Source organism: Asticcacaulis sp. P2_B1 (assembly GCF_056404915.1).
Genome location: NZ_JBFUDD010000001.1, coordinates 418067 through 435623, shown reverse-complemented (window position 1 = coordinate 435623; position 17557 = coordinate 418067). Strand labels below are relative to the sequence as shown.

Genomic DNA, 17557 nt, shown 5'->3' with positions numbered 1-17557 from the left:
AAGTTACGGTTTGGCCAGAATTGCCCGGACGGCTTGAGGATAAAGCTTGTGCTCTTCGGCCAGGACACGCGCCGCCAGGGTTTCAGCCGTGTCGGACGGCAAAACCGGGATTGCCGCCTGGGCAATCGTGCCGCCTTCATCGACGCCGGAAGTCACCCAATGGACGGTGGCGCCGTGTTCCGCCACCTTGGCTTCCAGCGCGCGTTCATGGGTATGCAGCCCCTTGAACTCGGGCAGCAGGGCAGGGTGAATGTTGATCATCTTGCCGGCCCACTCGTCGACCAGCCACGGCGTCAACACGCGCATATAGCCGGCCAGGCAGATGAACTCGACGCCCTCGGCTTTCAAGGCTGCGTCTATGGCGCGCTCATGGGATTCCCGATCCTTGCCATAGGCCTTGTGGTCCAGCGCGAACGTTTTGATGCCTTGTCCCGCGGCCCATTCCAGGCCGGCTGCGGTGGGATCATTGGAAACCACCAACACGAACTCGGCTGGAAAGTCGGGCGCCTTGGCGGCTTCGACCAGGGCCATCATGTTGGAGCCGCGGCCGGAAATAAAAATGGCAGCGCGCGTTTTAGGCATGGGCCGCCAATTGACCGCAAACAAAGGCGTCTTCGCCGGCGTCTAGTAGCGCGCCCAGCACGGCATCGACGTCTTCCGGTGCGACATAGAGCACAAAGCCGATCCCGCAGTTGAAGGTGCGCAGCATTTCGTGGCGATCGATGCCGCCGGCCCGCATCAGCCATTCGAACACGGGCGGGAAAGTCCAACTGTCGAAATCGAACTGAGCCGTCAAACCCTCGCGCACGGCGCGGTCGGGATTTTCGATCAGGCCGCCGCCGGTGATATGGGCGCCGCCTTTGATCAGGCCTTGCTTCATCAAGGGCAGGACCGACTTGATATAGATACGCGTCGGTTCCAGCAAGGCCTGGGCCAGGGACAGATCCTTTGTAAAGGGGGCAGGCGACGACCATGACAGGCCTGCCAGTTCGATGACCTTGCGGATCAGGCTGTAACCGTTCGAGTGCGGACCGGACGACGCCAGGCCGATAATGACATCGCCGGCCTTTTGGTCGTCGAGCCGCGGCAGGACCTTATTGCGATCGACCGCGCCGACGCTGAAACCCGCCAGGTCGTAATCGTCATTGCCGTACATGCCGGGCATTTCGGCCGTTTCGCCACCGACCAGGGCGCAGCCGGCGCGCTTGCAGCCCTCGGCAATGCCGGCGACGACTCGCTTGGCTGTATCGACGTCCAGTTTCGAGGTGGCGTAATAGTCGAGGAACATCAAAGGCTCGGCGCCCTGGGCCAGCAAATCGTTGACGCACATGGCGACCAGGTCGATTCCAACCGTGTCGTGACGATGGGTTTCGATGGCGATCTTCAGCTTGGTGCCGACACCGTCCGTCGTCGTGACAATCAGTGGATCGTCATAGCCGGCGGCACGCAGATCGAACAGGGCGCCGAAACCGCCCAACGAGGCTTCCGCGCCGGGCCGCCGCGTCGCCTTGGCCAGCGGCTTGATCGCATCGACCAGGGCTTCACCGGCGTCGATATCGACTCCGGATTGAGCATAGGTCAGGCCGTTCGTCTTTGTACCTTGTTCGGACATAAATCGTTCCCGTATAACTTTAGCGAGCGCGCAATTTATCCGAAAAGTGGCGGCCACTTTTACGGATTGCGCTTTTGGGGCTTTCGCCTTTGATCGGGTTTGCTATAGCTACAAAATGAGTCCAATTACAAATACCAAAGACCTGATTGCCTTCTGCGACACGATAAAATCGGCGCCTTTCATCACGGTCGACACAGAATTCATGCGCGAGACGACCTATTGGCCGAAGCTGTGCCTGATTCAGGCTGCCAGTGACGACCACGCCGCGATCATCGACCCATTGGCCAAGGACCTGGATTTACAGCCTTTTCTCGACGTTCTGGCCGATGACAAGGTGTTGAAGGTGTTTCACGCCTGCCGTCAGGATATGGAAATCTTCGTCAATTTGGGCTGCATGCCGACGCCGGTCTTCGACACCCAGGTTGCTGCCATGGCGGCCGGTTATGGCGATCAGGTCGCCTACGATTCGCTGGTACGTCAGAAATTGAAGATCGATATCGACAAGGGCTCGCGTTTTACCGACTGGGCGCGCCGGCCCCTGAGCGAGCAGCAATTGCATTACGCGATTGGCGACGTCACCCATTTAGCCAAGGTCTATCCGAAACTGCGCGATCGTCTGGCCAAACAGGGCCGGCTCGATTGGGTGTCGGAAGAGATGAAGGCCCTGACCGATGAAAACCTTTATTCGACCAAGCCCGACGATGCCTGGAAGCGCCTGAAACCGCGTAAGCATTCGGTCAAATATATGGCCGTCTTCGCCCAGGTGGCGGCGTGGCGCGAACGCATGGCGCAGGAACGTGACATGCCGCGCGGCCGCATCCTCAAGGACGAGGGCATCGACGAAATCGCTACGCAATTGCCGACCGATGTCGGAGCATTCGATCACCTGCGCTCGACGTCCAAGGGTTTCGGCGCGTCGAAATTCGGCATGGACCTGGCGGAGATCATCCGTAACGTTCTGAAGAATCCCGACGCCTATGCGCCGAAGGTCGAAAGGTCGGCGCCGCCGGTTCAGGTGCCGCCCTCGGTCGTCGAACTGTTGAAGGTCCTCCTGCGCATCCGCTGTGAAGAGGAGGGCGTGGCGCCGAAACTGATCGCCACGGTCGCGGACCTCGAAAAGATCGCGCTCGATGACGCGGCCCAGGTACCCGCCCTCGAAGGCTGGCGCAAGAAGGTGTTCGGTGACGATGCCTTGCGTTTGAAGCGCGGCGAACTGGCCCTGGTGCTGAACGGCACCAAGGTCGAGGTCGTCGAACTGGATTAGCCATTACCCCTGATCGGCTAAAAAGCCGCACCTTCTGTCTCGCTGAGGTCGCGGAGCGAATTGTCCTTGCCGTTTGCCGGTTGTTTGTTAACCTTGTTTCGAAGACAAACAGGGGTGACGTCATGACGACCGAAACAACGGTAAGATCTACAGCCAACAGCCGCTCGACAGGGTGGCTCATCGTCAAAGTGGCTCTGACTTTGCTTGTGCTGGTCGAATTGGCCGGCATAATGTTCAACTTTTTCTACATATTGCTGGCCCACCGCGAGGTTCAGTTCCTGTTGGCCTCGGCCCAGCTTACGAACGTCCTTGATCTCGAAAGCCGCTTGCTGGGTATGACTTTGGCGCCACTCGCCTATGCCATTCTGGCGGCCCTATCGCCATTGATCGGCTGGTGGATCTATTCTCGTGTCGATAAACCACAGCAAAGCGCCGTCGGTTGGGGGAGCGCCTCGCTCTTCGCTTTCACCTATGTCGGTATCGGTCTGTTGAATGCCGGCGCCATGGCGCGGCTCGGTATGGCGATGAGTGCGATTTCGACCATTCTCGGGCTGGCAATCATCATTCTCTACGTCATGCTCTTCATGACGATCGGCTTTATCACTGCCGCCATAACGCGGGTTAAGCTCTAGGCGCTGACAATATTCAGGCTGAGCTTCAGCGCCTGGGCCAGTGCCCGGGCGCGTCGGCGCGTTTGTTCACCCAATAGCAGGTCGTCCCAGCCGGTCTTGGCGCTCAAGATCAATTGCATCTGGCTCTGGCGGACCTCGGCATAGCTCAGCAACTTGGCCGATTTGGCCGACAGGTCGCAGCCCAGCCGCAATAGCAGGCCCAGTTGCGTCGCCTGCTGCAACTTGTCTTCACCCAGGATGCGCGAGATCAGGACCGGCTCCTTGCCGTAGGCGTCGCCGCTATAGCGGGTATAGATGGTGCAGGCCAGGAAGACACGTTCCTGATGGTTTTGTCCTGGGATCGGCGCGCGCAGGACCTGATCACAACACAGGTCGGCGCGATGATCCGGGTGCAGCCGGGCGCCGATATCGGAGAGCTTGGCGGCGGCCCTGATCAACTTGACGTCCGGCCGCTCGATCAGAACATTATCAGTGCTGTCATAAAATGCGGCAGCCCATTGCGACAGGCTGGCGCCCAAATCGTCATTGATGCCGAGGCGGGTGCCGAGCGCGGCACAGCCGGCGATCAACGGATCCTGGCCCTTCAGACTGTCGTCCAGGGCTTCGAACAGCAGGCCTTCGCGCACGCCGAACGCCGAGAAACACAAGCTCTCGTATTCGAACACCTCAATCAGGCCCTGCATCACCAGAGCCGCATAACCGATGTTCTCCAGACGTTTCTTCGACACGCCGGGCAGCTTTTCCAGCGACGATGGCGATTGCGTGGCGATCAGCCGTGAGATCGACAGGACCTCGCGCGCCGGTAACTCGAATTGCTGAATAACTTCAAGCGGATAGAACTGCTTCTGCATCCAGATCAGGGCCAGGTTGCGCCAGGCGCCGCCGACCGGATGGAACTGGGTATTGGCGAACCGCCCCTTCAGAGGCTCCAATTGGACGCGGATGGCGGCCAAAACCTTTTCCGGCTCCGCGGGCCGCGGCGCCCCCAGCGCAAACGGCCCGAGCGGCAAGGTGACACCGCGGCCGCCTTCGTCACCATCGAGATTGATCAATTCCAGCGAAGATCCGCCAAGATCGCCGACAACACCCTTGGCATCGAGGTGCCCGCAACGTACGCCCAGGGCGGCATAATAGGCTTCTTCGGGTCCGCTAAGCACGCGGATATGAAACCCGGTCAGATCAAGAACCGTCTTGACGAAATCGGGACCGTCCAGGGCCTCCCGAATCGCCGCCGTGGCGACGACGTGCAGTTGCTGGAGGTCGTAGGATTCGAGGATGGCCTTGAAACGACGCAGCGCCACCAGGCTTTCGCGCAAACCGCCCGGATGCAAGGCGCCGGTCGTCTTCAGGTCGCGCCCGAGGCCGGCCAGGACTTTTTCGTTGAAAAGGGGCCAGATCGAGCGGCCTTCGATGCGGTAAATTACCAGACGGACGCTGTTGGACCCGATATCGATGACGGCCGTGTTGTAGTTCGCCAAGGTCCGGTCTCCCGTTGTCACACGGGGCTAATGGCGGTTTCTGGCTAAAGGCGCAACAGGTTTTTGGTGACGGTTTTATGGATGCGGGCGGTTAACCACGAAAACCTTACTTCCGAGCGCCAACGTGGTCGAAGGCCTKCGGCAGATCCTTCACGCCACGGCCGCGGCCGGACAGCGACGGATTGGTCATGAAATAGTCATGCGCCGAGAACGGCTTGTCGAGATGGCTGACGTCGAGACGTTGATAGGTGCCGTCCGTATTGAGGTACCAGGTCTGGGCTTCGTCGTTAAGATTGGCCACCATGATCTGATCCAGGACCTGACGATGCACGGTCGGGTTTTCGATCGGGATCAGGGTCTCGACACGGCGGTCGAGATTGCGCTCCATCCAGTCGGCCGAAGAGATAAACACCCGCGCCTGGTCCGAGGGCAGGGTATGGCCGTTGGCGAAACAGACGATGCGCGAATGTTCGAGAAAGCGTCCGACGATCGACTTGACGCGGATATTGTCGGACACGCCCGGCAGGCCCGGACGCAGGCAGCAGATGCCGCGGATGATCAGGTCGATCTGCACGCCGGCCTGGCTTGCCTTGTACAGCTTCTTGATAATCACCGGATCGACCAGGGCATTGAGCTTGGCCCAGATCTGAGCAGGCTTTCCGGCTTTGGCGTTGGAAATTTCCTGATCGATCAAATGGATAAGGCCGGCCTTTAAGGTGACAGGCGAGAAATAGAGCTTTTCCATCACGTCCGGCCGGGCATAGCCGGTAATGAAGTTGAAGACGCGCATGGCGTCGCGGCCCAGCTCGGCATTGCAGGTGAACAGGGACAAGTCGGTATAGATCTTGGCCGTGATCGGGTGGTAATTGCCGGTACCGAAGTGGCAATAGGTACGCAGGGCCTCGCCTTCGCGGCGGACGACGACCGACAGCTTGGCGTGGGTCTTGTATTCGACGAAACCGTAAACGACGTGGACACCGGCATGTTCCATGGCCCGCGCCCAACGCAGATTGGCCTCTTCGTCGAAGCGCGCCTTGATTTCGACCAGGGCGGTGACGTTCTTGCCTTGCTCTGCGGCCTCGATCAGCGCCGCGACGATCGGCGAGTCCTTCGACGTCCGGTAGAGAGTCTGTTTGATGGCGATGACGTTGGGATCGCGCGACGCCTGGCGCAGGAACTGAACGACGGCGTCGAAGCTTTCGAACGGGTGGTGGACCAGGACATCCTTTTCGCGGATGGCACCAAAGGTATCGCCGCCGTTATCGCGCATGCGTTCCGGGAAACGCGGCTCGAACGGCTTGAATTTCAAGTCGTTGCGGTCGCGCGGGATCAGTTGCGACAACTCGGCCATGCCGAGAATGCCGCCGACATCGACGACGTCTTCCGACTTGGCGTGCAGTTGTTCGATAATGAAGGTGCGCAGGTCGTCCGGCATGGTCTGATCGATCTCGACGCGTACGACCGAACCCAGGCGGCGTTGTTTAATCAGAGCCTCGAATTCACGGACCAGATCTTCGGCTTCTTCTTCCAGTTCGATATCCGAATCGCGCAGGATGCGGAACAGGCCGCGCGACGTGATGTCGAAGCCGGGGAATATCTGCGGCAAACACAGGGAGACGAAGTTCTCCAACGATATGAACTTGCGCCTTTGCGGCCCGGTGTCGCCGGCCTTGCGCGCCGCCACCTCGACCTCCCAGAAGCGCTTGACGCCGGTCGGAATCGGCACCAGGGCGTACATGGTCTTGTTGTCCTTGCGCCGCAGCAGCTTGAGGACGATCGAAAAACCAAGATTGGGGATGAACGGGAAGGGGTGCGCCGGGTCGACCGCCAGAGGCGTCAAAACCGGGAAAAGTTGCGCTTCGAACTGCCTTTCCAGCCAGGCCGAGTCGGTCTTGTTGATATCCTTGAGGTCGAGCAGGATTAGGCCGGCGTCACGCAGTTCGTTATTGGTACGCGACCAGATGGCCTGCTGCTTGGCCATCAATTGACTGGCGTGACGATTGACCGATTCGAGTTGTTCGTGCGGCGTGTGGCCGTCCTCGCTGACAACGCGGACGCCTTCGCGCACCTGGCCTTGGAGGCCGGCGACGCGCACCATGTAGAATTCGTCGAGATTGTTGGCCGAGATCGACAGGAAGCGCAGGCGTTCCAGCAACGGATGGCGCGGATTGCTGGCTTCCTCGATGACCCGTTGATTGAAGGCCAGCCACGACAGTTCGCGGTTGATATAGAGCGCGTCGCCGAGCGGTTCTTTGCTCTCCATGTCGATAAAGGGCTGGGTCGGCGCCTGCACCACTTCGGTCACGGCCGCTTGCGCCGCCAGGGCGAGCGGAGTCGCTTCGGATTCGATCGTATCGAGGCGGGCAGTGGCAGGCGAATCGGTCATGGGTGTCGTTTCAAGTGCATTCGGTTAGGTGAATATGCCTTAACCTTAAAGGGAAACCATTAAAAACTATCGAATTCCGATGGCTCTTCAAGGGCAAGACGGCCTGATTCGTCGAAGAAATCGCGGGCCAGGGCGCGGTTGAAGGCACGGCCGTTGGCATAATGCTCCAGATCTGTGACAATTTTTTGTGCCGCACCGACCGAACGTTGCATGCGCCGGGCAATATAATCCAATGTGTCGGCATTAGGCTCGATAAAGCGTTGAGCAAACAGCTTTTTCAGGATAGCGCTGAGCAGCTCGTCGTCGGGTTCGCTCAGGGTCAGCAGGCGCATGGCGCGCAAACGCGACGCCAGGTCCGGGATTTTCGGTTCCCACAACAAATGGTGCTTTTCCGTCAATAAAACAAGCTGCTGCCCGGACTTTTGCACGTGATTGCTGAGATGAAACAGGGCTTCCTCACTGGCCCGATCCGCGTCGTCGACGACAAAGGCCAAATCCGCCAGGTCGGCCGTATCGAGATCGTGAGTCTGTTCTGCCGTCAGAAAGCGTGCGCCATGCGTCGCCGAGAAAATATGACCAAGATGCGTCTTACCGCTGCCCCTGGGGCCGAGGATCAGCAGATGGTGCCCCAGCCAGGTTTCGGGCACCAGCAGAACGTCCAGCACAGTTTGTAAAGCGGCATTGGCGACGAAATTGTCACGGCTGAAGACGTCGGGGGCTTCTAGGTCCAGGGGCAGTTGTACAGACATGGCTATAGTTTAGGAGGGTATGACGGCAATGACAATGACGCGACGATGAAGTTTCGGGTAGGAAGGGCAGGGCCCTGGGGACAGTTTCGAGGGTAAAAATGCTTGACTTTGCAGGCGCATCATGTGCCCTACGCGCCAAAGATTTCCGTACCAAAACAGGCTTCTGAAGCACAAATGCACATCTACCGTTCCCATACCTGCGGCGCCTTGCGCGCCGCCGACGCCGGCCAACCGACCCGCCTCAGCGGTTGGATTCACCGCAAGCGTGACCACGGCGGTCTGTTGTTCATCGATTTGCGCGACCATTACGGCCTGACCCAATTGGTTTTTGATCCGTCGTCGCCCGGTTTCGCCAAGGTCGAGCGTCTGCGCGCCGAAAGCGTCATTCGCGTCGACGGCAAGGTCGTCAAGCGCGACGCCGAGGTGGTCAATCCCAACCTGGCCACCGGTGAAGTCGAAGTCGTGGTCGACGATGTCGAGGTCTTGTCCGAAGCCGCCGAATTGCCGTTGCCGGTGTTCGGCGAGCCCGATTACCCCGAAGAAATCCGTCTGAAGAACCGTTTCCTCGATCTGCGCCGCGAGACCCTGCACAAGAATATCGTCCTGCGTTCGCGCATCATCGCCGACATTCGCCAGCGCATGATCGACCAGGGTTTCCTGGAATATCAGACGCCGATCCTGACCGCGTCGTCGCCCGAAGGCGCACGCGACTTCCTGGTGCCGTCGCGTCTGCATCCGGGCAAGTTCTACGCCTTGCCGCAGGCGCCGCAGCAGTTCAAGCAATTGCTGATGGTGTCGGGCTTCGACCGCTACTTCCAAATCGCGCCGTGTTTCCGCGACGAAGACCTGCGCGCCGATCGTTCGCTCGAATTCTACCAACTCGACGTCGAGATGAGTTTCGTCACCCAGGAAGACGTCTTTGCCGCCATCGAGCCGGTGATGCACGGCGTGTTCGAGAAGTTCGCCGAGGGCAAGCGCGTCTCCAGCTACCCGTTCACGCGTATTCCTTATCGTGAATCGATCRCCAAGTACGGTTCCGACAAGCCGGACCTGCGCAACCCAATCGAGATGCAGGACGTGTCCGAGCATTTCCGTGGTTCGGGTTTCAAGGTGTTCGCTTCAATTCTGGAAAACCCGGGTACGGCCGTATGGGCCATTCCGGCCAAGACCGGCGGTTCGCGTGCCTTCTGCGACAAGATGAATTCGTGGGCGCAGGGCGAGGGCCAAAAGGGTCTGGGGTATATCTTCTGGCGCAAGGAAGAGGGGTCGGACGCTGTCGAAGCCGCTGGTCCGATCGCCAAGAATATCGGTGAAGAGCGGACCGCGGCCGTATTGGCGCAACTGGGTCTCGGCGTTGGTGACGCGGCCTTCTTCGTCGCCGGCAAGGTCGACGAGTTTTACAAGTTCGCCGGTACCGCGCGCACCAAGGTCGGTACCGATCTGGGTCTGGTCGATGAGGATCAGTTCAAGTTCTGCTGGATCGTCGATTTCCCGATGTTCGAATGGAACGAGGACGAAAAGAAGGTCGACTTCTCGCACAATCCGTTCTCGATGCCGCAGGGCGAGATGGAGGCTTTGCAGACCAAGGATCCGTTGGATATCCTGGCCTATCAGTACGACATCGTCTGCAACGGTTATGAGCTGTGTTCGGGCGCGATCCGAAACCACAAGCAGGACATCATGTTGAAGGCGTTCGAGATCGCCGGCTATGATGAGGCGTTCGTCGAGTCGCAGTTCGGCGGCATGCTTAATGCCTTTAAGTATGGCGCCCCGCCGCACGGTGGCCTTGCGCCGGGCATCGACCGTATCGTCATGTTGCTGGCCGGTCAGCTGGCGATCCGTGAGGTTATTGCCTTCCCGCTGAACCAGCAGGGTCAGGATGTCATGATGTCGGCGCCTTCGGAGGTGCTGGAGAAGCAGTTGAAGGAACTGCATATCCGGACCGCGTTGCCGATCAAGGTATAAACTTATGGGGTTTGGCTAGGCGCCCCCGGGAGCCTGAGGCCCCAAGACTTCCCTTATCTACAAAAAAATAGCCCGGGCCTTTGGCCTGGGCTATTTTTTGTAGATTAAGCAAGGTTTTTGTGGGGTCACGGACCCCACACCCCGTAAGTTTATTTCTGAACGCAAACGGGGATCCGAATACCCGCCGGCAGCTCCGTCGACGCATCGCCACACGTCTCATCCATCTGACGCTGGGTCAAACCCGTCGCCGTGCTCATCTCGGCGCCCGAGAAGTTGACACCCGTCAGGATGGCGCCGCGGAAATTGGCGTGCTCCAGATAGGCGCCGACGAAATTGGCATTGGTCAAATTGGCCCCGGCAAAGCTGGCGCGACCGAACAAGGCCGCCGAGCCGTTGATGTCACGCAAATCGGCGCCGGAAAAATTCGTGCCGTTGAAAATGCCCAAACCCATGTCCGACTGACGCAAACGCGCGCCGGAAAAGTTCTTGTTCTTCAAGGTGCGATTGTTAAAATCGGCCTGGAATAGATTGCAACGCGGGCAGCTGGCGCCATTTTGCGCGCTGCCGACCTGAGCGGCGTTTTGCGCGAATGCCGGACCCGTCAAAACGGGCACGGTAAACAAGGAAACGGCCAGTGCGGCCAGGGCGATACGTTTCATAAAGGGACACCTTCGCTGATTGTGCGTTCTGCCAAGCAAAAGAGGGGCCGCCTACGACATCCCCGTTACCGCTCTTCTATATCATTTTCGGCTACAAAATTGTTAACCGGCTCAGCGCGCTTCTTGCCCCCGAACGGCACGACGACCAGATTGTCGGTATGCGTGCCACGCGCAAAGCCCTTGGAAATCAGTTGCGACGCCGGCATGGCATCTTCCGGCTCGCGCGGATTATCGCCGGCACCTAAACCATCAGCGTTCAACTCGGCCGGATCGGCATTGCTGAGATCGTCGCGGTCGAGGTACGAAATCGCCAGCTCGCGGAAAATATAATCGAGAATCGACGTCGCCGACCGCACCCGGTCATTGCCGGTCACCGGGCCGGCCGGCTCGAACCGCGTAAACACAAAGGCGTCGACAAACTCATCCAACGGTACGCCGTATTGCAACCCGATCGAGATGGCGATGGCGAAATTGTTCATCAACGACCGGAAGGCCGCGCCTTCCTTGTGCATATCGATGAAGATTTCACCCAGATGCCCGTCCTCGTATTCGCCGGTATGGACATAGACCTTGTGGCCGCCAACCGCCGCCTTCTGGATATAGCCCTTGCGGCGGTCGGGAAGCTTTTGCCGCGCCCGGTCGCGTTCGACGATCTTCTCGATAACGCGTGCCGCCGGTTCCTTTTGGGCCAAGGGCTCCGGCCGTTTCGGCGCCTCGCTCTCCGGAATATCCAACGCAAATCCCTGCGGCGGCTCGGGCCGGCGGACACTGACCGCGCGCAGATTGGAGGCGGCCACCAGTGAATAAAGCTTCATCGCCTCAGTCACGCCCTGATCCCAGGCAATAGCCAACGGTGCCGTCGCCGGCGCATCCAGCAAGGCCTCGATACGCTGGCGCAAGGCGATCTGCGCCTTCAGGCCCGGCGGCGCTAACAAATGCCAGGCCGCGTCAGCCAGGATCTTCAGCGACTCGATATCCCGATGACCGAATATGTAGTGTTCGGCCGCGGTGATCTCTGCCGGAAGAAAACCCATAACATCTAGCAGGTTCAATGCCGGATTTGCCAGATCGCTTTCGCTCAGGCCCCATATGTCGCGAATGAAATTGGCGTCGATAAATCGTGTCGAAAACACCTCGGCCAGGCTCGACGCCGTCGACAGTGACTCCTGCAACCGGCTGATTTCGAAATCGCTGAACCCTTTGGCCTTGAGCGTGGCGGTATTGATATGCGGCGCGTCACTCAGGCTGCGATGCCCCAGAAGATGCGTCCTCGCGTCGGACAATTCGACATGCAAAACCTGGAAACCGTTGATGACGCTGGCCTTGAGCGTCGGCACCAGCAGGCCATCCTCGCTTTCCATATAGGCGAACAGATCGCCCGATGCGGGATCGCCCAACGCCGCGCGCAGCCGCAAGGCCAGATCGGCATCTTCATACAACCCCGTCGATTGCCGGTTACGCAGGCCGGTCGTCTTGGCCAGGCTGAGCGCCGACTGGATCAGATCCAGGGCCCGCGCCTTGATATCGGCGTGGCCCTTCAAGGCAGTGATCTGATAAAGGCGCTGACTCAACCGCGCTAAATGATCGCCTTGGTCGTTGGCGAAACCGTCATATACGGTCAGGCGTTGCGCCAATTCGGCCGATGCAGCGGCCGCGGCGGCCTCAAGCAGGGCGTAGAGGTGGACGGCATAGTCGACGCCGGTGCTGTCGTTCAGACTCAATCCTTGTCCGATCAGAGCGTCGGCCACACCGGCCAGGGTCAGGGCGACCGGGCGCTCCGCCGCGCGCCGAGCGGCGCCGGCAGCCGTGTCGCTGAAACCTATTGCGGCTTCGATATCAAGAGCTTGTGACCACAGGTTCACCGTCTCGATAAAGGCCTCAATATGAAAAATACCGTCATCGAAGAACCTGTCGATATTGATCGCCGCTCGCGGGCTCAGATTATGCAGGTCCAAGGCTTCGGCATCGCCCGGATCGAAGACCAGATGCAAGCCGGGCTGTTCCAGCGCGGTTTCGGCCAGCAGCACGGCGGACGGATCGCCGGCGCCGATCAGGTCGCGCTCGGCGATAACAGCGCGGTGCGTGACTGGCACGGCGGCGGGCGCCACGGCGTGGGCCCAGCCATGTCCGGAACCCGCCTGTATTTGGCGCGAGATCAGGGTATCGCTTGCCCCCAGGCCGCGCGCCCGGGCAGCCGCGCGTGCGAGGACCGGGTTATGTTTCAAACTGGTGCGATGCTCGCCTTCGGAGCGCTGGATAGCGGCCGTGATATCGTCGAGCGCCTGGCCGAGGCGCTTTTGGGTGGCATCGCTCAACGCCTGAGCCCGGGCATCGAGCAGCAAGCGGTTGAGTGTCTGGCGGCTGGCATGGTCGTCAAGATAGAGGGGCGCTGTTTCAGCCATGGCCGGGACGATATCTCCGGCGGTCGGATGAACGCGGTGTCCGGAGGCCAGTCCCGCGCTGGGCGCGGCCAGGCCTGCCAATATCGTCTGCTCGATAGCCTCGGCAAACGGACCGGCCGTCTTGGCGTCGAAATAGCCGAGTGCCACGCCCCATTGCCCCAAACGATGAGCATAACTGGCGAGGGCGCCTCCAAAAGCCTCGGATTCGGGATCGGCGACGCGTAAGCTCGCGCCCTTAGGCAGGTCGTGGCTCAGCGAATCAGCCCAGTCGAGCCAGGCTTCGACCTGGACCGATGTCATAGCGCGCGGGCACACAACCTCGTCAAAGCCGGCAATGCGCTCGATTTCACGCAGATCGAGGTCGGGTTGACCGCATAGGGCGCGCAGGGCAGGGGACAGATAGCTCATGAGTTTTCCTCGGTCCGGCCGGACATTCGCTGGAATGTAGCGAGGAAATTCCCCCGCAGCAATAAATCTGGTGCCGTTTAGTTCATTCGTCCACAATATGTTGATTTTTGCGTCTTCGCGCCGCGACGGAATATTTTTATCGCCATACGCGCTGCGCCTTTACCTTGGCCGCGTGTCTGACTATAGATAGGAAAGGATTTCGGCGCCTCGATACGGCGCCGCGCAAGGATGTACAGATGCAGTGGTTGCTTGATTTTCTCGCCCCTTCCTTCACCTGGTGGAACGGTGCAACGCTCGGGACCTTGTTCACGGTCGGCAAGCGTGGCCGCGCGGTCGGCACGGACGAGTTCGGCAATCGCTATTTTGAAGATCGCACGTCGAAGAACTCCTACGACACCGGCCGCAAGCGGCGCTGGGTATTGTATAAGGGCTATGCCGACGCTTCAAAGATCCCGCCCGATTGGCACGGCTGGATGCACTATACTTTCGACGAACCGCCAACGGTTGCGCCGCTCCTGCGTCAAAAGTGGGAAAAGCCGCACGAGCCCAATATGAGCGGCACGCCCTACGCCAAGTTCCCGTCCGGTTCGATGAACGCCGACGCCGAACGGCAAAAGACAACCGGCGATTACGAAGCCTGGAAACCCTGATCATGATGCGTCGCGCCCGCCTGTCCATGCTTGTGCTCGGCGCGGTCGTGGCCAGCGCCATCATTCCGGCGTCTGCCCAGGTGCCGCCCCCGACACGGGATCGCGGCGACGGTGGCAAGAGCGTGCCGAACTATGTCGACAGCGCCGATTACGACCGCGAACCCTATTATGTCGACGGCGTGCAGTACAAACCCTACGTGCCGGAAAAGAAGAAGGCCAAGCCCGCCACCGAGTCCGTGCCGGTCGCACCGGCGCCCGTGACGGCGGAGTCGTCGCCGGCGCCGGGTGAATTGCACCCCTTCGTGCCGCCCTCCAGTGTTGCCGCCAAACCCGTCGATGACGCCGGAACGCGGATGGCGCAGGCCTCGTTCTCGTCTTCGTCGAGTTCGGTCAGCTACACGCCGAAGAAGCGCACGCGCTATGCGTCGGCGGTCATCGAAGCGCTCGACAAGGTCACCGCCGAAAGCGTGCGTTTCGAAGCGCCGATTGGCTCGGCTGTGCGCTACAAGGGCCTGATCTATATCGTCAAGGCGTGCGAAACGACGGCGGACGACGAAATGCAGCCCGATGTCATGGCCTATATGCAGGTTCGCACCAGTCCGTCTGACGCCACCCATACGGCCGCAGCGATCAAGTCCAAGGAAATTTTCCACGGCTGGACCTTCGCCTCGACGCCCAGCCTCAATCCGATCCAGCATCCGGTCTATGATGCCTGGGTCGTCGGCTGCCGTAAACCCTTGGCTAGTTAGGCGTTTTCCAACACGATCTTCATGACATCCCTGCCCGATGCCCCCGTCGGCAGGTCGTAGAAATCCGTCTTGAGATCGATCGCCGCCGCTAGCTTTACCACATACTCGGACTTGGGAATTTCGACGACACCGAACTGGCTAAGGTGCTCGGTTTGGAACTGGCAATCGAGCAGGGTAAAGCCACCGGCCTTCAGCCGCGCCACCAGATGCACCAGGGCGATCTTCGACACATCGCGGGCGCGCGACACCATGCTTTCACCGAAAAATGCACCGCCGATCGCCACGCCGTATAACCCGCCCAGCAACTCATCACCGTCCCAAACCTCGACACTGTGGGCCAGGCCACGCGCGAACAAGGCCTGGTACAGGGCCTGGATGGAATGGCTGATCCAGGTCGAAGTGCGGTTCTGCGCCTCCTCGGCGCACATTTCGATCATCTGGGTGAAGGCGGTGTCGATGCGAACCGTATAGTCGTCCTTGCGCACCGTCCGCGCCAGCCGCGACGGCACGTGCAACCCGTCCAGCGGCAGGACACCGCGCATCGGTGGGTCGACCAGAAACAGATACTCGTCATCGCGCGCATCCGACATCGGGAAGATGCCGGTGCGATAGCAGGTAATCAGATCGTCGAGTGTAAAGCTGGGCATTCAGGCATGGTTAGGGTGAGCGGCGAAACGCCATCTAGGCTGATTTGCCCATTCCTATTCAAGAGGAAATGTCGTTACCCATCCAGCAGCTTCAGCGCCTGATCCCTCGCGGCCGCCCGCAAGGATTGCCGCAAACCCGGATCATTGGTCGTCCGCGCCAGCACCATCCCGCCAACGCACAGCGACACAATGCTTTCGGCCCGCTTTTGTGCGTCGTCACTGCCAGCGCACGCCATCCGATAGACCTCGGTCATGGCCCGGATCAGGTCGGTATAGGCCGCCTGAGACAAACCCGTGCGTGAAACATCCGAGGGCAGGGCATAGAGCGGACAATGCATGGCGTCGTTGTCGAGTACCTCGTCGCTCAGATACATATTGATCAGCATGCGCGCCAGGGTCCGCGGCGTGTCGGGGTGGATGGCCGTCTCCTCGATCCGCGTCGTCAACGGGTTGCACGTAATGTAGCTCGACACCGCCTCGCAAAACAGCTCCTCCTTGTTGGTGAAGTGGTTGTAGAAACCGCCGCGGGTCAATTCGGCATCGGCCATGATCTGCTCGATCGTTACCTGGGCGAAGCCGAAACGGTTGAACAGGCGTCGCGCCGAAACGACAATGCGTTCGCGCGTGCGCAGCTTGTGTTCGACACTGTAAGGCATGGAAAAGTCTCCTTTTCGTCAGTCTAGCCGATTTTATAATATGTTCTTGAACATAAATAGTCCGCCGTCATGCTGTCCCGGCAACCCGAGGGAGGACGCAATTATGAAGATATATTGGATCAAGGCCCAGGCACCGCGGCGCGTGCTGGCGCTGGTGAAACATCTCGGCATCGATGCCGAACTGATCGAGATGGATGTGAAGGGCGGCATGAAAACGCCCGACTATATTGCTCTCAATCCCAATATGAAGGCGCCGGTCCTGGTCGACGGCGACACCGTCCTGTGGGAATCGTCCGCCATCATGGCCTATCTCTGCATCAAGGCCGGATCGGACATGTGGCCGGCGGACAATCCCGCCGAGCAGGCCGAGGTCCTGCGCTGGCTGTCTTGGAACGACTGCCATTGGATCGGCGTCGTGTCACCCTACTATTTCGAACACGTCGTCAAGGCGACCTTCGCTTTCGGCACAGCCGATCTGGCCGCCCTGGAAGGCAAGGACGAGGCCTTCCATCGTTACGCCAAGGTGCTGGACGATCATCTGGCGGGCCGCTATTTCGTTGCCTGTGGCCGTTTGACCATCGCCGATTTCCAACTGGCGTCGATGGCGGCCTATTGGCGCGCGGCCCACATGCCGATGCAGGACCACAGCCATATCATCCGCTGGCTCGACGGTTTAATGACCATTCCCGCCTGGGCCAACCCGTGGCCCGAGCAGGAAGACCGCTTCCTCGCGGCCTAAAACTCGATCTCGTCGCAGGCCATAAGCTTAACGTCACGATCGCCGGCATCGAAGCCGTCGAGCGTGGCGTTATGGTGGGCGATGATCTGTTCATAGCCCAATACGTCATTGTCGCCGGTCGTATGGCCGTCGCTGAGCAAGGTGACATCATAACCGTGGGCGACAGCGCTTCGCACAGTGGTATCGACGCAGAACTGGCTCATACAGCCGCCGATCACCACCCGTTCGATAAACTTGCGCGACAGATAGGCGCCGAGCGTCGTTTCGAAAAAGGCGTCGCTAAAGTGTTTGTGGATCAGCATCTCGGACGACAAAGGCGCCAGTTCCGGCCGCAACTCCCAACCCTCGGTGCCGGTAGCGAGGCGATGATCCTCCGTACCGTCATGCTGGACGACGATGACGGGGACGCCGGCGGCACGGGCCTTGTACAACACCTTGCTCAAGCGTTTGATCATGGCGTCCAAGGCCGCATCGACCGCCGGCTGACGCGCGGGGCTGGCCTTGCCGGCAACAATGGCGTTCTGGATATCGATCAGCAGCAGGGCGGTCGTCATGATACTG

At 59.9% G+C, this 17557-nt stretch carries 16 protein-coding genes; 6 read left to right on the top strand and 10 right to left on the bottom strand.

The annotated features are described in order from the left end of the window. Window positions 1-3: 3 nt before the first annotated feature. Together purN and purM are read right to left on the bottom strand one after the other, a co-directional pair. Window positions 4-582, bottom strand: a complete 579-nt coding sequence (purN, locus tag AC1DX3_RS02030) for a phosphoribosylglycinamide formyltransferase (RefSeq protein ID WP_476987556.1) — start codon at window positions 580-582, stop codon at window positions 4-6. Beyond that, window positions 575-1612 carry a phosphoribosylformylglycinamidine cyclo-ligase gene (purM, locus tag AC1DX3_RS02025; protein ID WP_476987555.1) on the bottom strand — a complete coding sequence of 346 codons (1038 nt, stop codon included), beginning with the start codon at window positions 1610-1612 and terminating at the stop codon, window positions 575-577. The genes purN and purM overlap by 8 nt, the downstream gene beginning before the upstream one ends. Before the next feature lie 115 nt (window positions 1613-1727). Between purM and rnd the strand changes: the two genes are divergently transcribed. Continuing rightward, window positions 1728-2876 (top strand): ribonuclease D, encoded by a 1149-nt coding sequence (gene rnd, locus AC1DX3_RS02020; RefSeq protein ID WP_476987554.1) that lies wholly within the window; start codon window positions 1728-1730, stop codon window positions 2874-2876. Window positions 2877-2998: 122 nt separating this feature from the next. Continuing rightward, window positions 2999-3508 (top strand): hypothetical protein, encoded by a 510-nt coding sequence (locus AC1DX3_RS02015; RefSeq protein WP_476987553.1) that lies wholly within the window; start codon window positions 2999-3001, stop codon window positions 3506-3508. On the opposite strand, the gene AC1DX3_RS02010 is transcribed toward AC1DX3_RS02015, so the two are convergent. The 3 genes from AC1DX3_RS02010 to AC1DX3_RS02000 form a co-directional block, all read right to left on the bottom strand. After that, entirely contained in the window at window positions 3505-4986 is a 1482-nt protein-coding gene (locus AC1DX3_RS02010; protein WP_476987552.1) for a Ppx/GppA phosphatase family protein, read from the bottom strand. The two genes, AC1DX3_RS02015 and AC1DX3_RS02010, sit on opposite strands and share 4 nt — an antisense overlap. Before the next feature lie 106 nt (window positions 4987-5092). After that, the gene (locus tag AC1DX3_RS02005) at window positions 5093-7372 is read right to left on the bottom strand and encodes an RNA degradosome polyphosphate kinase (protein ID WP_476987551.1); all 2280 of its coding nucleotides are present in this window, start codon (window positions 7370-7372) and stop codon (window positions 5093-5095) included. Window positions 7373-7431: 59 nt separating this feature from the next. Then, window positions 7432-8121, bottom strand: a complete 690-nt coding sequence (locus AC1DX3_RS02000; protein ID WP_476987550.1) for a P-loop NTPase family protein — start codon at window positions 8119-8121, stop codon at window positions 7432-7434. A 174-nt stretch (window positions 8122-8295) separates the two neighbouring features. On the opposite strand from AC1DX3_RS02000, the gene aspS reads away from it, so the two are divergent. After that, window positions 8296-10086, top strand: a complete 1791-nt coding sequence (gene aspS, locus AC1DX3_RS01995; protein WP_476987549.1) for an aspartate--tRNA ligase — start codon at window positions 8296-8298, stop codon at window positions 10084-10086. A gap of 149 nt (window positions 10087-10235) precedes the next feature. Here the strand turns inward: aspS and AC1DX3_RS01990 are convergent, their stop codons facing one another. Both AC1DX3_RS01990 and AC1DX3_RS01985 read right to left on the bottom strand, forming a co-directional pair. Beyond that, window positions 10236-10745 carry a pentapeptide repeat-containing protein gene (locus AC1DX3_RS01990; protein WP_476987548.1) on the bottom strand — a complete coding sequence of 170 codons (510 nt, stop codon included), beginning with the start codon at window positions 10743-10745 and terminating at the stop codon, window positions 10236-10238. A 65-nt stretch (window positions 10746-10810) separates the two neighbouring features. Further along, on the bottom strand, window positions 10811-13555 hold the full coding sequence (locus AC1DX3_RS01985; protein WP_476987547.1) for a TSCPD domain-containing protein: 2745 nt from the start codon (window positions 13553-13555) through the stop codon (window positions 10811-10813). 236 nt (window positions 13556-13791) lie between these two features. Here AC1DX3_RS01985 and AC1DX3_RS01980 point away from each other — a divergent pair, with 236 nt between their 5' ends. Together AC1DX3_RS01980 and AC1DX3_RS01975 are read left to right on the top strand one after the other, a co-directional pair. Then, window positions 13792-14205: an NADH:ubiquinone oxidoreductase subunit NDUFA12 gene (locus AC1DX3_RS01980; RefSeq protein ID WP_476987546.1), complete on the top strand. Its 414-nt coding sequence runs from the start codon at window positions 13792-13794 to the stop codon at window positions 14203-14205. Window positions 14206-14207: 2 nt separating this feature from the next. Then, window positions 14208-14954: a DUF2155 domain-containing protein gene (locus tag AC1DX3_RS01975; RefSeq protein ID WP_476987545.1), complete on the top strand. Its 747-nt coding sequence runs from the start codon at window positions 14208-14210 to the stop codon at window positions 14952-14954. Here AC1DX3_RS01975 and aat read toward each other — a convergent pair. Next, window positions 14951-15601, bottom strand: a complete 651-nt coding sequence (aat, locus tag AC1DX3_RS01970; protein ID WP_476987544.1) for a leucyl/phenylalanyl-tRNA--protein transferase — start codon at window positions 15599-15601, stop codon at window positions 14951-14953. The genes AC1DX3_RS01975 and aat overlap by 4 nt on opposite strands. Window positions 15602-15675: 74 nt before the next feature. Then, window positions 15676-16257, bottom strand: a complete 582-nt coding sequence (locus AC1DX3_RS01965; RefSeq protein WP_476987543.1) for a TetR/AcrR family transcriptional regulator — start codon at window positions 16255-16257, stop codon at window positions 15676-15678. A 103-nt stretch (window positions 16258-16360) separates the two neighbouring features. Between AC1DX3_RS01965 and AC1DX3_RS01960 the strand changes: the two genes are divergently transcribed. After that, window positions 16361-16996, top strand: a complete 636-nt coding sequence (locus tag AC1DX3_RS01960) for a glutathione S-transferase family protein (protein ID WP_476987542.1) — start codon at window positions 16361-16363, stop codon at window positions 16994-16996. On the opposite strand, the gene AC1DX3_RS01955 is transcribed toward AC1DX3_RS01960, so the two are convergent. After that, the gene (locus tag AC1DX3_RS01955) at window positions 16993-17550 is read right to left on the bottom strand and encodes a cysteine hydrolase family protein (protein ID WP_476987541.1); all 558 of its coding nucleotides are present in this window, start codon (window positions 17548-17550) and stop codon (window positions 16993-16995) included. The two genes, AC1DX3_RS01960 and AC1DX3_RS01955, sit on opposite strands and share 4 nt — an antisense overlap. Window positions 17551-17557 lie beyond the last annotated feature (7 nt).

What these genes read in the sequence shown, in the direction of transcription:
- AC1DX3_RS01955 (WP_476987541.1), bottom strand. Translation starts at nt 17,550, where the DNA reads ATGACGACCGCCCTGCTGCTGATCGATATCCAGAACGCCATTGTTGCC.
- AC1DX3_RS02015 (WP_476987553.1), top strand. Translation starts at nt 2,999, where the DNA reads ATGACGACCGAAACAACGGTAAGATCTACAGCCAACAGCCGCTCGACA.
- purN (WP_476987556.1), bottom strand. Translation starts at nt 582, where the DNA reads ATGCCTAAAACGCGCGCTGCCATTTTTATTTCCGGCCGCGGCTCCAAC.
- AC1DX3_RS01965 (WP_476987543.1), bottom strand. Translation starts at nt 16,257, where the DNA reads ATGCCTTACAGTGTCGAACACAAGCTGCGCACGCGCGAACGCATTGTC.
- aat (WP_476987544.1), bottom strand. Translation starts at nt 15,601, where the DNA reads ATGCCCAGCTTTACACTCGACGATCTGATTACCTGCTATCGCACCGGC.
- AC1DX3_RS02000 (WP_476987550.1), bottom strand. Translation starts at nt 8,121, where the DNA reads ATGTCTGTACAACTGCCCCTGGACCTAGAAGCCCCCGACGTCTTCAGC.
- AC1DX3_RS01980 (WP_476987546.1), top strand. Translation starts at nt 13,792, where the DNA reads ATGCAGTGGTTGCTTGATTTTCTCGCCCCTTCCTTCACCTGGTGGAAC.
- AC1DX3_RS01985 (WP_476987547.1), bottom strand. Translation starts at nt 13,555, where the DNA reads ATGAGCTATCTGTCCCCTGCCCTGCGCGCCCTATGCGGTCAACCCGAC.
- AC1DX3_RS01975 (WP_476987545.1), top strand. Translation starts at nt 14,208, where the DNA reads ATGATGCGTCGCGCCCGCCTGTCCATGCTTGTGCTCGGCGCGGTCGTG.
- rnd (WP_476987554.1), top strand. Translation starts at nt 1,728, where the DNA reads ATGAGTCCAATTACAAATACCAAAGACCTGATTGCCTTCTGCGACACG.
- purM (WP_476987555.1), bottom strand. Translation starts at nt 1,612, where the DNA reads ATGTCCGAACAAGGTACAAAGACGAACGGCCTGACCTATGCTCAATCC.
- AC1DX3_RS01960 (WP_476987542.1), top strand. Translation starts at nt 16,361, where the DNA reads ATGAAGATATATTGGATCAAGGCCCAGGCACCGCGGCGCGTGCTGGCG.
- AC1DX3_RS01990 (WP_476987548.1), bottom strand. Translation starts at nt 10,745, where the DNA reads ATGAAACGTATCGCCCTGGCCGCACTGGCCGTTTCCTTGTTTACCGTG.